The 15852-nt window shown below is 70.8% G+C and carries 15 protein-coding genes; 4 read left to right on the top strand and 11 right to left on the bottom strand.

The window, feature by feature from the left end; translation table 11 throughout:
* Nucleotides 1-50 precede the first annotated feature (50 nt).
* The 7 genes from J7I98_RS15040 to J7I98_RS15010 all read right to left on the bottom strand — a co-directional run bounded on the left by J7I98_RS15040 (nt 51) and on the right by J7I98_RS15010 (nt 6750).
* Nucleotides 51-602 (bottom strand): hypothetical protein, encoded by a 552-nt coding sequence (locus J7I98_RS15040; RefSeq protein WP_214921188.1) that lies wholly within the window; start codon nt 600-602, stop codon nt 51-53.
* Nucleotides 602-847 carry a helix-turn-helix transcriptional regulator gene (locus J7I98_RS15035; protein ID WP_214921187.1) on the bottom strand — a complete coding sequence of 82 codons (246 nt, stop codon included), beginning with the start codon at nt 845-847 and terminating at the stop codon, nt 602-604. The genes J7I98_RS15040 and J7I98_RS15035 overlap by 1 nt, the downstream gene beginning before the upstream one ends.
* A gap of 119 nt (nt 848-966) precedes the next feature.
* On the bottom strand, nt 967-1956 hold the full coding sequence (locus J7I98_RS15030) for a malate dehydrogenase (protein WP_214921186.1): 990 nt from the start codon (nt 1954-1956) through the stop codon (nt 967-969).
* Nucleotides 1957-2269: 313 nt separating this feature from the next.
* On the bottom strand, nt 2270-3364 hold the full coding sequence (locus J7I98_RS15025) for an XRE family transcriptional regulator (RefSeq protein ID WP_214921185.1): 1095 nt from the start codon (nt 3362-3364) through the stop codon (nt 2270-2272).
* Between the two features lie 432 nt (nt 3365-3796).
* Nucleotides 3797-5035 carry an NADP-dependent isocitrate dehydrogenase gene (locus J7I98_RS15020; protein WP_214921184.1) on the bottom strand — a complete coding sequence of 413 codons (1239 nt, stop codon included), beginning with the start codon at nt 5033-5035 and terminating at the stop codon, nt 3797-3799.
* A gap of 78 nt (nt 5036-5113) precedes the next feature.
* A complete protein-coding gene (locus J7I98_RS15015) occupies nt 5114-5854 on the bottom strand; it encodes a DUF3017 domain-containing protein (protein ID WP_214921183.1) in 741 nt (246 codons plus the stop codon).
* Between the two features lie 20 nt (nt 5855-5874).
* Complete coding sequence (locus J7I98_RS15010; protein ID WP_214921182.1) at nt 5875-6750, bottom strand: bifunctional methylenetetrahydrofolate dehydrogenase/methenyltetrahydrofolate cyclohydrolase; 876 nt, start codon at nt 6748-6750, stop codon at nt 5875-5877.
* A 246-nt stretch (nt 6751-6996) separates the two neighbouring features.
* On the opposite strand from J7I98_RS15010, the gene J7I98_RS15005 reads away from it, so the two are divergent.
* From J7I98_RS15005 to J7I98_RS14995, 3 genes are all read left to right on the top strand, one after another.
* On the top strand, nt 6997-7605 hold the full coding sequence (locus J7I98_RS15005; RefSeq protein ID WP_214921181.1) for a hypothetical protein: 609 nt from the start codon (nt 6997-6999) through the stop codon (nt 7603-7605).
* Nucleotides 7606-7726: 121 nt separating this feature from the next.
* Nucleotides 7727-8500 (top strand): FHA domain-containing protein, encoded by a 774-nt coding sequence (locus tag J7I98_RS15000; protein ID WP_214921180.1) that lies wholly within the window; start codon nt 7727-7729, stop codon nt 8498-8500.
* Nucleotides 8497-9924, top strand: a complete 1428-nt coding sequence (locus J7I98_RS14995) for a serine/threonine-protein kinase (protein ID WP_214921179.1) — start codon at nt 8497-8499, stop codon at nt 9922-9924. The genes J7I98_RS15000 and J7I98_RS14995 overlap by 4 nt, the downstream gene beginning before the upstream one ends.
* 83 nt (nt 9925-10007) lie before the next feature.
* Here the strand turns inward: J7I98_RS14995 and J7I98_RS14990 are convergent, their stop codons facing one another.
* The 3 genes from J7I98_RS14990 to purN all read right to left on the bottom strand — a co-directional run bounded on the left by J7I98_RS14990 (nt 10008) and on the right by purN (nt 12795).
* Nucleotides 10008-10406, bottom strand: a complete 399-nt coding sequence (locus J7I98_RS14990) for a hypothetical protein (protein WP_214921178.1) — start codon at nt 10404-10406, stop codon at nt 10008-10010.
* 176 nt (nt 10407-10582) lie between these two features.
* Nucleotides 10583-12145: a bifunctional phosphoribosylaminoimidazolecarboxamide formyltransferase/IMP cyclohydrolase gene (gene purH, locus J7I98_RS14985; RefSeq protein WP_214921177.1), complete on the bottom strand. Its 1563-nt coding sequence runs from the start codon at nt 12143-12145 to the stop codon at nt 10583-10585.
* Nucleotides 12142-12795 carry a phosphoribosylglycinamide formyltransferase gene (gene purN / locus J7I98_RS14980; protein WP_214921176.1) on the bottom strand — a complete coding sequence of 218 codons (654 nt, stop codon included), beginning with the start codon at nt 12793-12795 and terminating at the stop codon, nt 12142-12144. The genes purH and purN overlap by 4 nt, the downstream gene beginning before the upstream one ends.
* A gap of 261 nt (nt 12796-13056) precedes the next feature.
* Here purN and J7I98_RS14975 point away from each other — a divergent pair, with 261 nt between their 5' ends.
* Nucleotides 13057-13875, top strand: coding sequence for a hypothetical protein (locus J7I98_RS14975; RefSeq protein WP_214921175.1), 819 nt, complete (start codon nt 13057-13059; stop codon nt 13873-13875).
* 4 nt (nt 13876-13879) lie between these two features.
* Here J7I98_RS14975 and J7I98_RS14970 read toward each other — a convergent pair whose 3' ends face one another.
* Nucleotides 13880-15820: a DUF6350 family protein gene (locus J7I98_RS14970; RefSeq protein ID WP_214921174.1), complete on the bottom strand. Its 1941-nt coding sequence runs from the start codon at nt 15818-15820 to the stop codon at nt 13880-13882.
* Nucleotides 15821-15852: the final 32 nt, after the last annotated feature.

Raw genomic sequence — 15852 nt, 5'->3', positions numbered from 1 at the left:
GGTGTGGCGTCGCCACACCCCTCGGCCCTTCAGGCGTACGACTCGCTCACTCAGTCGTCCACAGACGTGTCGGCGGGATCGTCCCGCACCATCAGGCCGGCCACCCACAGCGGCATGAGCCAGTGCGCGACAAGCACGGCGATCAGCACGGGCGCGATCAGCCCCTCGACCCGCACATCTCCGAGCCACCCGGCCGCACCGACCCCGAGAGCGGCAGCCAGCAGCAGCCCGGACGTCAGACGGTGCGCACGCGCGCGGGCCCGGTCGCGCTCGGCGAGCTGCCGCTCGTCCAGAACGCGGCCACGCAGTTCCAGGAGGCCACGGGTGGCACTGTTGATCACGCCGGTCGCGAAGCACCAGGGCAGGAGCAGCGCGAGCGTGACGACGAGGGCCCACACCTGGCGCTCCCCGAAGACGACCAGGTTCCACGCCGCGACAGAGGCGACGGTCAGCAGCACATGGGCGCCGACGACAATCCGCCTGCGGCTCGCCGTGGCGTGGAGGGCGGCACCCTCCGGCCGGTTCATCAGCGCGAACATGCGCCGGTCGTAGCGCGTGCCCTTGGCGCCGGTGCCTGCACCCGCGCCCGTAACTGCGGTCATTACTGCTTCCTCCCGTAGACCTCATCAGTGAGCGGCCGGAACGGCCGGAGGGAGAACAGCGCCTCCACCGGCAGTTCGAAGAACTCGGCGACTTTCAGGGCGAGGTCGAGACTCGGGTTGTACTGCCCGCGCTCGATGTACCCGATGGTCTGGTAGTGCACCCCGACCGCCTCGGCCAACGCCTGCCGGGACACCTTGCGCTCGGCCCGGACCATCGCCAGCCTGTTGTGTACCTGCTCGCTCATATATAAGAAGTACTACATTCCGAAGCTGAAGTGCAAGGCGCCGCGCGGAACTTGGCGCGGGAACGCAAAAGGTCCCGGCCACCCGAGTGGGCCGGGACCTCCGTGCGTAAAGGGTCGTACTAGATCAGGCCGAGCTCGCGGACCGCGTCGCGCTCTTCCTTGAGCTCCTGCACCGACGCGTCGATGCGCGCGCGGGAGAACTCGTTGATGTCCAGGCCCTGGACGATCTCGTACTTGCCGTTCTTCGTCGTGACCGGGAAGGAGGAGATGAGGCCCTCCGGGACGCCGTACGAGCCGTCCGACGGGATGCCCATCGAGGTCCAGTCGCCGTCCGCCGTGCCGTTGACCCACGTGTGCACGTGGTCGATGGCGGCGTTGGCGGCCGAAGCGGCCGAGGACGCGCCGCGGGCCTCGATGATCGCCGCGCCGCGCTTGGCGACGGTCGGGATGAAGGTGTCGGCGAGCCACTTCTCGTCGTTCACTACCTCGGCGGCGTTCTTGCCGGCGATCTCCGCGTGGAAGATGTCCGGGTACTGCGTGGCCGAGTGGTTGCCCCAGATCGTGAGGCGCTTGATGTCGGAGACCGTGGCGCCGGTCTTCTTCGCGAGCTGCGAGAGCGCGCGGTTGTGGTCCAGGCGGGTCATCGCGGTGAAGCGCTCGGCCGGTACGTCCGGGGCCGCGGCCTGCGCGATGAGCGCGTTGGTGTTGGCCGGGTTGCCGACGACGAGGACCTTGATGTCGTCCGCGGCGTTGTCGTTGATGGCCTTGCCCTGCGGCTTGAAGATGCCGCCGTTGGCGGACAGCAGGTCGCCGCGCTCCATGCCCTTGGTACGGGGGCGGGCGCCGACGAGGAGCGCCACGTTCGCGCCGTCGAAGCCGACGTTCGGGTCGTCGGTGATCTCGATGCCGCGGAGCAGCGGGAAGGCGCAGTCGTCGAGCTCCATCGCGGTGCCCTCAGCAGCCTTCAGGCCCTGCGGGATTTCGAGGAGACGCAGCTTGACCGGCACATCCGCGCCGAGCAGGTGGCCGGATGCGATGCGGAAAAGCAGCGCGTAACCGATCTGGCCGGCCGCGCCGGTGACGGTGACATTCACGGGAGTGCGGGTCATGGCGATCTCCGTAAGACAGCTGGCGGTTGGGGGTCCCTGCCCCTGGTGCGGGACATCTCCGCACATCGCGCAAATCTTGACGTGAAGAGATATCCAGCGGTCAGGCTATCCGACCCCGGCAGTGCCGGTCCCCCGGCCCCATGTGGTGCCGCGCACATACCCCCGAAAGCGGGCGGCCGTCCGCGCCAGAGGGGGGAGCGCGGACGGCCTGCACAGGGGGCTGTGCACCCGTGGGGGGATACCGTGCGCCTGCCCCGTAATGGCGCGGGCATTCCCCCTTACTCCACCTGCTTCACCAACTTCTGTTCGTCGGTCACTCCTGCGTGGTGGTGCAGCCCTTCACGCCGGTCGTCAGGGTGACGCAGGCCTTCGCGTCGGCGGCCTTGGTGACGGCGACCATCGGCGTGTACGCGTCCTTGTCCGCGTTGACCGTGCCGTTCTGGCCCTTGTCACCGGCCTCGGAGGCCGACGTGACCTGCACCTTGTCGCCCGGTGTGGCCTGGGTGATACGCGCCCACGCCGCCCCGCACGTCTTGCTGTACCGGACCTCGACGAGGGCGGTACCCACGGTCACGCTGGACGTCGTCCTGGCGAACTCGCCGCCGCAGCCCATGTTCTCCGGGTCCTCGCCCGTGCAGTCGTCGCCGCTGCACTTGACGCCGAGCGGCAGCTCGGGCGCCGAAGTGGTCGGGCTGGGCGTGGGCTTGGTGTTCGCGACGGGGTCCTTGTCCTTGCCGCCGAGATCGGTCAGCAGCACGGCCGCGGCTATCACCAGAAGCGCGCCGACGACACCCGCGAGGAACATCGTCACCTTCCTGCGCCTGCGACGGCCGTCCGGCGAGCCGGAGCCGCCGCCGAAACCGCCGGGAGGCGACTGCGGCGGTATGCCGGAGCCGGGCGGCGCGGTGACCGGCATACGCCCGCCCGTGCCCGTACCCACGGAGCCGAGGCCCGGACTGCCGATGGAGCTCGCACCGGCTCCGACTCCCGCGGCAGCCGGTCCGGGGGCGGAGTCCGTGGCGGTACGCCGGGCCGACCTGCCGCCCTTGACGGGCGCGGGGCTCTGGCCGAACTCACCCAGCGCGGCGCGCGCCTGGGAGATCCGTATGGCTTCCATCGTCATGTCGTGGCGCATCTCGGAACGGCTCCAGGCGCGCTCCGCAAGCTCCCACATCGTGGTCAGGTGGCCCGAGTTCGTACCGGTCACCTCGGCCAGTGCCACAACCGCGCCCTTCGGCGCGAGCAGCCGGCCGTTCAGATAGCGCTCCCAGGACGTCTTGCTGTACCCGGTCCGGTCCGCCACCGCCGCGATGCTGAGACCGCTCCGGTCGACGAGCCGGCGCAACTGGCTCGCGAATTCCCTGACCTGTGGGTCGAGTTCCTCCGGTAGAGCTTTCCAACGAGGCATTGCTTCCCCCCTTGTCCCCCCATATGTGCCTGATGTGCCCCGTGCTCTCGTGCTCCCCCTGCCCCGCCCTCCGCGTCGTTCCGGACTACTCCGGACTACTCAGAGGGATGCGCAAAGCCAGGATGTCAGTTCCTCGGGTGGGAGCGCACGGGAGCATTCAGGACTCTGGCGAGCCCCCTTGCGCGCCCCCGGTCCCGAATTCCCTGCACAGTGTCCCATCTGCCGCCGCCCGGATCCGCCCGTAACCCCCCTGTTGCGCAGTGTTCGCGGGGTGCCGGAATGGTCACCTCCGTGCTACAGGGCGTAACCGGCCCTTGATCGCCTTTGGCGCGTCCATGACGCTTGAGCAGGTGACGGCGCCCGTCCTCCCTCGGGGGAGAGGACGGGCGCCGTCGTGTTCGCTCATCAGGCGGATCGGGCCGACCGGGCGGATCAGGCCCCGGAGCCGTACTCAGTCCCCGCCATCTTCTTCTGCAGGTTCTCGTCGAGCGCGTCGAGGAACTTCTCGGTCGTCAGCCACGGCTGGTCCTTGGACACGAGCAGCGCCAGGTCCTTCGTCATCTGGCCGCCCCCGACGGTCTCGACGCAGACCTGCTCCAGCGCCTCCGCGAACCTCGTGACCTCGGGGGTGCCGTCCAGCTTGCCGCGGTGGGCGAGAGCGCGGGTCCAGGCGAAGACCGACGCGATCGGGTTGGTCGACGTGGCCTTGCCCGCCTGGTGTTGACGGTAATGACGAGTGACGGTCCCGTGCGCGGCCTCGGCCTCGATGGTCCTGCCGTCGGGGGACATGAGGACCGAGGTCATCAGGCCGAGTGAGCCGAAGCCCTGGGCGACGATGTCGGACTGGACGTCACCGTCGTAGTTCTTGCACGCCCAGACGTAACCGCCCTCCCACCTCATGACGGCGGCGACCATGTCGTCGATGAGGCGGTGCTCGTAGGTGAGCCCCTGCGCGTCGAACCGGTCCTTGAACTCGGCGTCGAAGATCTCCTGGAAGAGGTCCTTGAAGCGACCGTCGTACTTCTTGAGGATCGTGTTCTTCGTGGACATGTAGACCGGGAAATTCCGGCTCAGGCCGTACGCGAACGAGGCGCGCGCGAAGTCGCGGATCGACGCGTCCAGGTTGTACATGGACAGCGCGACACCGGCGCCCGGGAAGTCGTACACCTCGAGCTCGATCGGCTCCGAGCCGTCCTTCGGGGTGAAGGTCATGGTGAGGGTGCCCTCGCCGGGGACCTTGAGGTCGGTCGCGCGGTACTGGTCGCCGAAGGCGTGACGGCCGACGACGATCGGCCTGGTCCAGCCGGGGACGAGCCTCGGCACGTTCTCCATGATGATCGGCTCACGGAAGATCACGCCGCCGAGGATGTCGCGGATCGTGCCGTTCGGCGAGCGGTACATCGCCTTGAGCTTGAACTCGGCGACCCGGGCCTCGTCCGGCGTGATCGTCGCGCACTTGACCCCGACGCCGTGCTCCTTGATGGCGTTGGCGGCATCGACGGTCACCTGGTCGTTGGTGGCGTCGCGGTGCTCGATGCCCAGGTCGAAGTACTTCAGCTCGACGTCGAGGTACGGAAGGATCAGCTTGTCCTTGATGAAGGACCAGATGATGCGGGTCATCTCGTCGCCATCGAGCTCGACGACGGGGTTGACTACCTTGATCTTGGCCATGAGGCGGAACATCCCTCTCACGCTTCGGCTGGGTCGGCGAGGCCGGATGACAGCGATCCGAGCGTACGGGACAGACCTCTAGCGCACGGTGAAGCGGACCGCCGACTCCAGGAACGGGATTTCCAGCCACGGTTTGGGCTGCGCCATCAGTGCGAGCAGCACGATGACGATGCCCAACAGTCCGTACGTCGCCATGTCGGTGAAGCGCGAGCGCACCGCCAGCATGCCCACTGACGGGATCAGCCGGCGCAGCACGGCGGCGGCGATCAGGGCCAGACCGATCAGCAGCGTGCCGAGCCGGAAGCCGATGCCGAAGGCGTTGACGCCCACGAGCAGCAGCCCGAGCGCCACCGCCCCCAGGACGGTCAGGAACGGCCACTGCCGGACCGGCGCGGCCGCGCCCCCGGGCGCGGCGCGACCGCCGCCCTCGGGGCGTGCGGTGTCGCGGGTGAAGAGCGGAAAGCGCCGCGACCGGACGGGCGCGGCGGGCGCGGGAGCCGTGCCGCGTTCGCGGCCGGATCCTTCAGGCCCGGCCCCGCCGGACTCGGGAGCCGCACAGCCGTCGGACCGGGGGCCGTCCGGCCCGTGGGCCGCAGAACCGGCAAGCCCCGCGTCCCCGGCCAGAGGCACGTCGTCCTCAAGCGCGGCGCCCTCAGGGCCGCCCGACCCGGGGGCGAGCGGCTGCTGTTCGGGGGCCGCCGCACGGGCGGCGACGGAGCCGGCTGCGGTCGTGTCCTCCGGGCCTGCGTCCTGCACCGCGTCGGCGTCGCCCCGGCGGGCGGTCGCCGGGTCGTCCGGGCTGCTCGTACTGGCACCCATGGGAGGCACTTCCTTCCCGCTCAGCTCGTGGCAGCGTCGGCGTCGGCAGCGGCTCGCTCTGCTGCCTCCACCACGTTGACCAGCAGCTGGGCGCGCGTCATCGGGCCGACACCGCCCGGGTTCGGGGCGACCCAGCCGGCCACCTCGGTGACGCCCGGGTGGACATCGCCGACGATCTTGCCCTCCTCGTCACGGCTCACGCCCACGTCGAGCACGGCCGCGCCCGGCTTGACGTCCTCGGGCTTGATCAGGTGCGGCACACCCGCCGCGGCGATGATGATGTCCGCCTGCTTGAGGTGCGCGGCCAGGTCGCGCGTACCGGTGTGGCACTGCGTCACGGTCGCGTTCTCGGACTTGCGGGTCAGGACCAGCGGCATGGGGCGGCCGATGGTGATGCCGCGGCCGACGACCACGACGTTTGCGCCGTTGATCTCCACGCCGTGGTGACGGAGCAGCTGGACGATGCCGTACGGCGTGCAGGGCAGCGGGCCCGGCTCGCCGATCACGAGCTTGCCGAGGCTCATCGGGTGCAGGCCGTCGGCGTCCTTGGCCGGGTCCATGAGGGCCAGGACGCGGTTGGTGTCGATGCCCTTGGGGAGGGGGAGCTGGACGATGTAACCCGTGCACTCCGGGTTCTCGTTGAGCTCCCGTACAACCGCCTCGATCTCCTCCTGGGAGGCGGTCGCGGGCAGTTCGCGCTGAATCGACGCGATGCCGACCTGGGCGCAGTCGCGGTGCTTGCCCGCGACGTACCACTTGCTGCCCGGGTCGTCGCCGACCAGCAGAGTGCCCAGCCCGGGGACGATGCCCTTGGCCAGGAGGTCCGCCACGCGGGCGGCCAGGTCGGACTTGATCGCGGCTGCGGTGGCCTTGCCATCGAGAATCTGGGCGGTCATGCCGCCCATCCTCGCGGATGGACCCGCTCTGGTTCCAATCCGGCCGCCAAAGACCGGCCCGCGAGCGCCTGTGAGGTTGCACTTGCACAACACATACGGATACCGACTGGACAAATTAACGACACAACTACGACGATGATCGGCGCAGTGCCGCGGGCAGCGGCGGGGGGCAGACGGCTTGTCATGGTGCAGTTCCTTCCGCGCCGGCCGCGTCGTCCCCAGCACTTCCAACGGAGGAAACCCGCCATGAGCTTCGGCGACCCGAACAACCCGTACGCCCAGGGCCAGCAGCCCCAGCAGGGCCAGCCCGGCTACGGCTACCCGCAGCAGGCGCCGCAGGGCGTACCGCCGCAGGGCCAGCCCGGCTACGGCTACCCGCAGGCGCCCCCGGTCCAGCAGGCCTACGCAGGCGGCGGCTACCCCGGCGTCCCGCAGGAGATGCCGGGTGGCGTGAAGGCCGCCCGCGTCATGCTGTACGTCATCGCGGGCTTCCAGGTCCTCGGCGCGATCCTCTGCGGTCTCTCCGCCGCGACCATCGGCGCTGCGCAGGACGACCCGGCCCTCAAGGACGAGGTTCAGTTCCAGCAGCTGGCCGACTACTCGACCGGTGGCCTGTGGGCCGCGACCATCGCGATCCTGCTGTGGGGCGCGCTCGCGATCTTCCTCGCCGTGAAGTTCGGCAGCGGCGGCAACGGCATCCGCATCACCGCGCTGGTGTTCGGCATCATCACCGCGATCCTCGGCATCTACCCGTTCGTCCTGGTCGGCCTGGTGCACACGGTTCTCGCGATCCTGATCGCCGTGTTCGTCGGCAAGCAGGACGGCGGCGCCTGGTTCAACCGCCCGCGCTTCTGAAAGCAGCACTGACGGGTTCCGAAGGCCGCAATTCCTATGGGAATTGCGGCCTTCGGCCTTTCTCCGGCCGCTCTTTTCTCCCTAGGCTGTCTGGCTGGTCCATCGGGGGAAGGAACCAGAGATGCACAGCATCATTGTGGTGCCCGCACACAGCGCGGGACCGCGAGACCAGGTCCGGCTCGAACCGGGCGAGACTCTCCGCTTCGGGCGCTCTTCGTCCCCGCCCGGGGGCAAGTGGCTCTCCATCGCGCACGACGGAGTGTCCCGGTCGGCAGGGGAGATCACGGCGAACGGCGCCTACTGGGTACTCAGCAACCTCAGCGCCCGTCAGACGTACGTCGTCGAGAACCCGGAGGGGGCCGGCGAGCACATCAAGGTGGCGCCGGGCCGACTCGACGCACCCGTGCCGTTCGAGTTCTCGCGGGTGGTACTGCCCGCCGCCGGGGACCTGCTCAGCTTCGAGGTGTGGGCGCCTCGGCACGATTACGCGAGCGGGCCGCGCGAAGGGGCGGAAGCGGCGGGAGCGACCGAAGGAGCCGCCACCGCACCGGCGTTCGCGCTCGACCGCTCCAAGCGCTATTTCGCCGTACTGACCGCACTGTGCGAGCCGCGGCTGCGCGGCGAGCCGCACGCCCCGCTGCCGACGATGGAGCAGGCCGTCGAGCGGCTGCGGCCCGGCTGGCCGTCGGCCAATCGGGCCACTGTGCAGTGGAACATCGACTACCTGGCGGTGAAGCTGCGTCTCAAGCCCGCCCCGGACACGGGTGACTGCGGACCCCGCCTCAACGGCAAGAAGGAATCGCTGGTCTCGCTCGCGCTGCGCTTCGACCTCGTACAGGAGACCGATCTGCGCGGCCTCCCGTCCCTCGGGCAGGCCGGGAAGGTGCAGCCGTGACCGGCCGGCCGCCGCACTCCACCATCGCCGTCGCCGTACCCAAGGGCTACCGGGTCGGGCGCTGGGAGGTGGGCGAGCACCTCGCGTCCGGGGCCTTCGCCAGCGTCTACGCGGCACGCCGCGTCGCGGGGCCCGCAGGGCCCGGGCAGGGCGTCGGACTGCCGCGGCGGGCCGCGCTGAAGTTCCTGCCGACCGGGACCCGTACGACCCGGCAGCTGCGCCACTTACAGGAGCTCGCCGAGCGCGAGCTGGCGTTGCACCGCAGGCTCCGCCATCCCCGGCTGATCCGGATGTACGAGGCGCTGACGGTGGACGACGCCGCGCAGCCGGGACTCGACGGCGCCACCGTGCTCGTACTCGAACAGGCCGAGACGTCACTGGACGAGCTGCTGGCCCGGTCGCCCCGCCCGCCGACGGGCCCCGCGCTGCTCGCCCAGATCTGCGAGGGCCTGCACCAGCTCCACCACGCGGGCTGGGTCCACGGTGATCTCAAAACAGCCAACGTCCTGCTGATGGCGGATGGTTCCGCACGCCTGGGTGATTTCAACATGGCGGCCGAGATGGACGGTACGCACGCCTACACAGCGGCCTTCGCGACACCCGACTACACACCGCCGGAGCTGCTCTGGGCCGAGATGGGCGAGCACGGCCAGCAGATCCGCCCCACCGCCGACATCTGGGCCTTCGGCGTCCTCGCGCACGTCGTGCTCACCGGTTCGCCGCCGCTGCCGGGCGGCACGCCGGCGGCTCGCAGGGACGCGGCGGTCCGCTATGCACGCGGCGCCGACGATCTGCGGCTCTCCGCCGAACTGCCCGCCGAGTGGCGGCAGATCGTCACCGACTGCCTCGCCCGTACGCACGAGGAGCGGGCCGGGCAGGACACGGCCTCGCTGCTGCGCCGGGTGGAAGAGGCGGCGGGTGCGGCGCGTTCGGCGAAACTGCCCCGGCTGGGTTCCCGTTTCCGTTTCCGTAGAGGCAGGGGACTGCGCCCGGCGTACATGGCAGCGATCGCGGCGACAGGGGCGGCGGCGCTCGCTGTCGCGCTGACGACCGCGCTGCGGGAGGAGCCTGTGACGTACGGATACCACCGCTGCGAGGCGGGTTCCGTGTGCTTCTTCAGCGAGCGCAACGGCAATGGGCTCATGTGCAGTTGGCGCGGCAACGACAAGGACTGGCGTTCGGGTCGCGAGACATGCGAGTGGAGCCGCACCCGGAATGTGCGGTCGGTCTTCAATAACGACCAGGAGTCGAGGACGACCCACGATCTCGCGTTCTACTGGGAGCGCGACTGGAGGCCCAAGGCGTACGGCGACGACCGGGCGGTCAAGGGCGACGCGCGGATCGGCTGCTCCACGGTGAACACCCAGGGCAATCTGACGGGCGAGTACGCGCCGCTGTCGCACCGCTGGATCACGCACTGCTGACACGGCGCAGTGTGACGGGCCCTGCCGGACGCCGGCGTCCGGCAGGGCCCGTCACAGCCTTCCGGCCGGGGCTGCCGGCCGGGTCAGCCCAGGGTCACCCTGGCGTCGGCTCCGCGCTTCCAGCCGGTCTTGAAGTTGTTGTAGCCGGTGCCGCAGTCACGCTCGGTCTGCTTGTACGAGCCGATCCTGATGGTGGCGTAGACGCAGCGGCCGTTGCCGGGCCGCGTGTCGTCCACCCGGCCGTCGACCTTGGAGTAGTACCTGCCGTTGACCTTCGTCCGGCACTCCTTGTAAATGAGCTTGCCCTGACTGGTCCTGATCGTGCGCCACGAACTGCACACGGCCCGCGCCGCCGAATCCTGCGACGCGACAGCCACCTGCCCCGACGTGGCGGCGGACGCCGGCGACGACATTGCGAGGGTTCCCACCGTGGCCGCGGACGCGATCAGAAGCGCGGCGGCCTTCCCCTGGAACTTGTGCACTTTGGTTCCTCTCGTCACGGCCCTCGGTACCCCCCGTGGACACCGAACTGCGCCGTGAGAAGAGCGAACCACCGGTGGTGCCTCTCCCGGCACCTGTGAAGTCAGAGGTTGCGCACACGACGGGAAGGCCGCGCCCCCGAAAGGGGACGCGGCCTTCCCGTGCAGTGCGTTTCGAATCAGTGGAAGAAGTGGCGCGTGCCGGTGAAGTACATCGTCACGCCCGCCTTCTTCGCGGCCTCGACGACCAGCTCGTCACGGACCGAACCGCCCGGCTGCACCACGGCCTTGACCCCGGCGTTCAGCAGGGCCTCGAGCCCGTCCGGGAACGGGAAGAACGCGTCGGAGGCGGCGTAGGAACCCTGCGCCCGCTCCACCCCCGCCCGCTCCACCGCGAGCTTCGCGGAGTCGACACGGTTGACCTGCCCCATGCCGACGCCGACGGAGGCGCCGTCCTTGGCCAGCAGGATCGCGTTGGACTTCACGGCGCGGCAGGCACGCCAGGCGAAGGCCAGCTCGGCGAGGTCGCCCTCGGACAGCGCCTCGCCGGCCGCGAGCGTCCAGCTCGACGGGTCGTCGCCCTCGGCCTGGAGGCGGTCGGTGACCTGCAGCAGCGCGCCGCCGTCGATCGGCTTGACCTCGACCACGTCGGACGGGGCGTCGGGGCAGACGAGCACGCGGATGTTCTTCTTACGGGCGAGCACCTCGACCGCGCCGTCCTCGTAGCCGGGCGCGACGACGACCTCGGTGAAGATCTCGGCGACCTGCTCGGCCATCGCCACGGAGACCGGCCGGTTGACGGCGATCACACCGCCGAAGGCGGACAGCGGGTCGCATGCGTGGGCCTTGCGGTGCGCCTCGGCCACGTCCTGACCGACGGCGATGCCGCACGGGTTGGCGTGCTTGATGATCGCGACACATGGCTCGGCCTGGTCGTACGCGGCACGCCGCGCGGCCTCCGTGTCGGTGAAGTTGTTGTACGACATCTCCTTGCCGTGCAGCTGCTCGGCTTCGGCGAGGCCGCCCGTACCGGACGCGTAGAGCGCGGCGGGCTGGTGCGGGTTCTCGCCGTAACGGAGGACGTTCTTGCGCTCGTACGTCGCACCGAGGAAGTCCGGGAAGCCGCTGTCGTCCGCCGCCGCGTAGTCGGCGGCGAACCAGGACGCGACAGCGACGTCGTACGCCGCCGTGTGCTGGAAGGCCTCCGCCGCGAGGCGCTTGCGCGTCGTCAGGTCGAAGCCGCCGCCCTTGGCGGCGTCGAGCACGTCCGCGTACCGCTCGGGGCTGGTGACGACCGCTACCGACGGGTGGTTCTTGGCGGCGGCGCGCACCATCGACGGGCCGCCGATGTCGATCTGCTCGACACACTCGTCGGGAGTCGCGCCCGAGGCGACGGTCTCCTTGAACGGGTAGAGGTTCACGACGACGAGGTCGAAGGGCTCGACGCCGAGCTCGTCCAGCTGCGCGCGGTGCGCGTCGAGCCGCAGGTCGGCGAGAATGCCGGCGTGCACGCGCGGGTGCAGCGTCTTGACACGGCCGTCCAGGCACTCGGGGAACCCGGTGAGCTCCTCGACCTTGGTGACCGGCACCCCGGCCGCGGCGATCTTCCCGGCGGTGGAGCCGGTGGAGACCAGGGTCACCCCCGCCTCGTGCAGACCTCGGGCCAGCTCCTCAAGACCCGTCTTGTCGTAGACGCTGACCAACGCGCGGCGGATGGGCCGCTTCGTACCTTCGGCGGTCACTTGACAACTACCTTTCGTCCCTCAATGTGAAAGCCGTTACGGGCCATGCGCCCCACGACATCGACGAGCAGCCGTCGCTCGACTTCCTTGATCCGCTCGTGAAGAGCGGCTTCGTCGTCCTCGTCCCGCACCTCGACCACGCCCTGCGCGATGATCGGGCCGGTGTCGACACCGTCGTCGACGAAGTGGACGGTGCACCCGGTGACCTTCGAGCCGTACGCGAGAGCGTCGCGTACGCCGTGGGATCCGGGAAAGCTGGGCAGCAGGGCGGGGTGGGTGTTCACGAACCGCCCGCCGAAGCGCGCGAGGAATTCCTTCCCCACAATTTTCATGAAGCCCGCGGAGACGACCAGATCGGGCTCGTACGCCGCTGTGGCCTCGGCCAGTGCCAGGTCCCACTCCTCGCGGGTGGGGTAGTCCTTGACGCGGCAGACGAAGGTCGGCAGCCCGGCGCGTTCGGCACGCTCCAGACCCGCGATTCCGTCCCGGTCGGCGCCTACGGCCACGATCTGCGCGCCGTAGGCGGCGGGGTCGTCGCCGATGGCGTCGAGGAGAGCCTGAAGGTTCGTACCCGAACCGGAGACCAGGACGACAAGGCGGGCCGGTGTGCGGGCGGACGGCGGGAAGGGCGGGGACGGCGGGGAGGCCACGGCGGGGCTCTTTCTCGCGGATGGTGCGGTTTGTGTGGTCGTACGAACGAATCACGCCCCCCGATACGGGGAACTCTACGAAGGCGCCGACCGTCGGCAACGATACCGGCACACCGAGCGGCCCCCACGGGACGGGTGCACGGCCGGGAGGTAGCGTCAGGGGACAGGTTCCGTTTATGGACGGAAACAATCCGTCTCCGGACGGGAACAGACGACACAAGACCCTCTGTGCACGGGGTCTGAGGGGAAGACGTTCACCAGATGACGGACCGACGCCGCCGCGCGGCTCTCCGCCTGCCGCTGTCCGAGTCGTATGCGGGACAGGGCGGTTCTCAGTGGCTGCTGCGGGAACGCCAGTCCTCGTCGACCCCGCCCTCGTCGCCGCAGGGGGACGACAATCCGTTCGCGCCGCCGCCCGAGGGCAGGCCGGACCAGCCGTGGCAGCCGCGCAAGCCGTCCAACGACGAGCCGGGCGGCAAGCACCCTGAAGACTCCTCCGGCTCCTCCGACTCCTCGCCGGAGGAACGGCCGAACGGGGGCAGCCAGTGGAGCCCGCGCCAGCCGGGGCGCCAGAGCGGCGGTTTCGGCGGCCCCGGCGGACGCCAGAGCGGCCCCGAAGGACCGAGCGGCGGCAACGGCAGCACAGGAATGCGCTGGGATCCGACGGACCCCATGCAGCGACGTGCCCGTTACGCCCTGCTCTCCGGCATGTGGGCCTTCTTCTTCGCCCTCTTCGACCTGCCCGAGGTGGCGCTGCTGCTCGGGGCGCTCGCGCTCTACTGGGGCATCAGCTCACTGCGCGCGAAGCCGCGCGATCGCCAGGAGGCGGCTGCGGGACAGTCTCCGGCGGGGCCCCCGGCGCGTGCCGGCACCGGCAACAGGCCGCAGACGACGGCGGCGGTGAGCGGCCTGGTGACGGCGGTGCTGGCACTGGCGATCGTGGCGACGACCTTCACTGTGCAGCTCGTCTACCGCGACTACTACACGTGCGTGGAGGACTCCCTCACCCAAACCGCACAGGTGGCCTGCAACGACCTGCTGCCGAAGTCTCTGCGCCCGATTTTCGGCGTGAAGGAGTAGCCGCTCAGCGCTCCTCGGCCCCGGCGACGCCCGGGGAGGGCACCTGCCCACTGTCCCGCTCACCGGGACCGGCCTCGCCACCACCAGGACACCACCAGGCCGAGGACCTGCCGGAAGCACCGGAAGCCACCTCCGCCTGCTGGGCGCCACCCACCCCCGGCCCTCCGGCCCCGGGCGGCTGAGCAGCGGGCGCAGGATCACCGACACCGGCACCCGCGGTACCCCGGCGCCACCACGGGGACGATTCGCCGGGCGCAACAGCGGACGCCTGGAGACCGGCACGAACCGATCCACTGCCCACGGGCTCGGCAGCACCAACACCCGCACGGCGGCCCCCACCCCGCCCCGCCGCCGACTGCTCAGGAGCGGGGGTGGCTGCCTTGCGAGCCTGCGCGGAGACCCGCAGCCCACGCCGCCGAGCACTGGGCACGCCGTCACCGACAACCGCATCCCCCGCACTCCGGCCTCTGCGCCACCACGGGGCCGACCCGCTGGGCGTAACAGCAGCCGTATGAGCGACCAGAGCGCGCGTGTCCGCCGGGGCCCCAGTCCTTCGCCGCTGCGGCGTCCCCTCCGTAGAGGGACCGGCCTTCGGCACGGCTGCCCGGCTCCCCCTCCGCCACCACGGCGTCCTCTCGCCCTCCCCTGCCTCCTTTGCCCGCGCACCCCGCCGCCCCCACCATGACTGCGGCGCACGTGCGCGCAGCCGCCAGGCGCGGAGGGTCAGTGCGCCCGGGACTCCGAGTGCGACTGTCCACACCAGCGCAGCAGCGCCCGTACGCCACCACACCGGCCCGAATTGCGTCAGGTCCCCGACGCCCAGCGGCCCGCCGGCCAGCGCCGCGAGTGTCGCTGCGGCCACCCCGCAGCCGACGCCCGCCAGCGCCGCCGTGACCGCCGTATCCCGGCAGCCCCACGCTTCCTCGCGCAGGGCGTAGGGAGGCGCCGCCGTAGCCACCGTGAACCACGCGACCGCGCCCGCCGCGCCGACCGGCACCGCGAGCGAGGCCCAGGCGACGGGTGACGCCGCCCCCTCGCCCGGGAGTGCCGCGAGCAGCGGGAAGTGGGGCAGCGCAGGGGTGCCCGCCACGGCCAGCGGCGTCGCCGTGGCGCCCGTACCAAGGGCGAAGCCCGGTCCGAGACCATACGCGGCGCCCCACACGGCGGCGTTCGGCACCAGAGCCACGACCAGCAGCATCAACGCGAGCCGGCCCGACCACGCCCCCGCGAGCTGCAGAAACGCACCCTGCGCCGACCCCGTGTGCCACACCAGAGAGGCCGCCACGAGCAGCGTGCCACCGCCCACCAGCGCCACAACCCCGGCGCCCCCGGCCAGAACCGCGGCCCTGGTCCGGGAGCGCGCAAGCGCCTCCCTCACGCGCTGCGGCACCCAGCGAGGCAGGGGGCCGCGCGGACGCCCACTGGCCGTCCAGACCCCAGCGGCCGCAGCAGTCGCCGCGACAAGAGGCAGATGGAGCGCGGCGCTGAGCGGCGCGGCGGGCAGCGGCCCGCCCGACGCGTAGAACAACGCGCCCGCACCGACCACCAGGTACCCGCTCGTCACGCCCCAGAAGGCAACGCCCGCCGACGGCTTCGCGCGCCCCTCCTCCGGCTCCAGCGCATCCCGGGCGGCCCGGTGCGCCAGCCACACCGGCAGCACGACGAGCATCATCGGGGTCAGCCCGACCGGCGCGGGGACACCGGAGAGCGTGTCGTACCGGACGATTTCCGTGCCGTGGGCGAGCAGCCACAGCCCGGCGGCGACGTGCAGAGCAGCGCCGGGCCCGCTGTCGGGGTACGGCGAGCTGATCCACAGCACCATCACCACCGCGGCCAGCGAGCCCAGCCCGAGCCCCGCCGCGATGGCCCCCCGTACAAAACAGGCGGCCTGCGCCGAAGAGCGGCTGTGCACGGACAGCAACAGAGGGCCAGTCACTTGAGTCACGCGGCCATGCTGCCAACGACACGCGCTTATTC

This window comes from Streptomyces sp. ISL-98, assembly GCF_018614055.1.
GTDB classification, from domain to species: Bacteria; Actinomycetota; Actinomycetes; order Streptomycetales; family Streptomycetaceae; genus Streptomyces; species Streptomyces spiramyceticus.
The sequence above is the reverse complement of the archived record's forward strand: the minus strand, read 5'-3'. Positions and strand labels throughout refer to the sequence as shown.